Annotated in this window: 1 protein-coding gene; it reads left to right on the top strand. The window is 69.8% G+C overall.

The features are described 5' to 3' along the window. Positions 1-383: 383 nt before the first annotated feature. On the top strand, positions 384-1,611 hold a 1,228-nt coding region (locus tag HUK84_RS17430; protein ID WP_176641387.1), incomplete at its 3' end, for a DEAD/DEAH box helicase.

Genomic DNA, 1,611 nt, shown 5'->3' with positions numbered 1-1,611 from the left:
GCCCTATCTGCCGGCGGAAAGCCGCGAGGGGCTGGCGCGACCCCGTGGGAGCGCGATCGAGGGCGCGCTGTGGCTGGCGCGGCGGCTGCATGGGGACAGCGCCGCCGGAAAAGGACTTGCGGCGGAGGGGACGAGCGGCTAGAAGCCGCCCGTGGACGGACCGCGCCTGTCCGGCTTGCTGACTTGGACGCACGTGCCTTTGGACGCGGGGGGCACGCACTGGACGGACAACAGCATCTTCCTTTCCTGACGGCTTGCGGTGAATGACAGCGTGCCCTGCGTTGCGGGGGCGCGAACCGTGTTTCGTATTTTCCAAAAAATCATTCCGGAATCCCATCCTGTCGTGTGGCGTCCGGCCTTTCCCTGGTGCCAGGAGGCGCTGCATGACCACATTTGCCGATCTTCAGCTTGCCGAGCCGCTGTTGCGCGCGCTGAACGAGGAAGGATACACGACGCCGACGCCGATCCAGGCCGGCGCGATTCCGCACCTGCTGGCCGGGCGGGACCTGCTGGGCCTGGCGCAGACGGGCACGGGCAAGACCGCGGCCTTCGCGCTGCCGATCCTGCACCGGCTGCTGACCCATTCGCGCCGGGCGCACCCCAAGGGGGCGCGGGCGCTGGTGCTGGCGCCGACGCGCGAGCTGGCGTCGCAGATCGATGAGAGTTTCAAGGCCTATGCCCGGCATATGCGGCTGAGCCATGCCGTGATCTTCGGCGGCGTGGGGCAGGGGCGGCAGGTCGAGGCGATGCGGCGCGGGGTGGACGTGCTGGTGGCCGCCCCCGGGCGCCTGCTGGACCTGATGGGCCAGGGGCATGTCGACCTGGCGGGGCTGGAGGTCCTGGTCCTGGACGAGGCGGACCGGATGCTGGACATGGGCTTTGTCCGCGATATCCGCCGGATCGTCGCGGCACTGCCGCGCGAGCGGCAGACGCTGCTGTTTTCGGCCACCATGCCCAAGAGCATCGCCGAGCTGGCGCATAGCCTGCTGCGCGACCCGGCGACGGTGCAGGTCACCCCGCCGTCGAGCACGGTGGACCGGATCCGCCAGGCGGTGATGTTCGTGGACACGGAGAAGAAGCGCGACGCGCTGCGCCTGCTGGTGGACTCGCCGAAGGTGGAGCGGGCGGTCGTCTTTACGCTGATGAAGCACGAGGCGAACAAGGTCGCGGCGTTCCTGAACGAGAACGGGATCGTGGCCGAGGCGATCCACGGCAACAAGTCGCAGGGCGCGCGCGAGCGGGCGATGTCGGGCTTTCGCTCCGGCGCGGTGAAGGTGCTGGTGGCGACCGACATCGCGGCGCGCGGCATCGATGTCGACGACGTGACGCACGTGTTCAATTACGACCTGCCGAACGTGCCGGAGAGCTATGTCCACCGGATCGGCCGCACGGCGCGCGCCGGGCGGGACGGCTGGGCGGTGTCGCTGTGCGATGCCGAGCAGCGGGCGTGGCTGCGCGATATCGAAAAGGCGATCGGCAAGAAGGTCCCGGTGGTGCAGGAGCATCCGTTCCATTCCGACGCGGCCCAGAATTCGACGCAGAAGCCGCCCGTGCTGGGTGGTGGCGGCGGGCGCGGCCGGGGCGGCGGCGGTGGCGGGCGCCATCAGGCAC

This window comes from Nguyenibacter vanlangensis (genome assembly GCF_013376155.1).
GTDB lineage: Bacteria > Pseudomonadota > Alphaproteobacteria > Acetobacterales > Acetobacteraceae > Gluconacetobacter > Gluconacetobacter vanlangensis.
The sequence above is the reverse complement of the archived record's forward strand: the minus strand, read 5'-3'. Positions and strand labels throughout refer to the sequence as shown.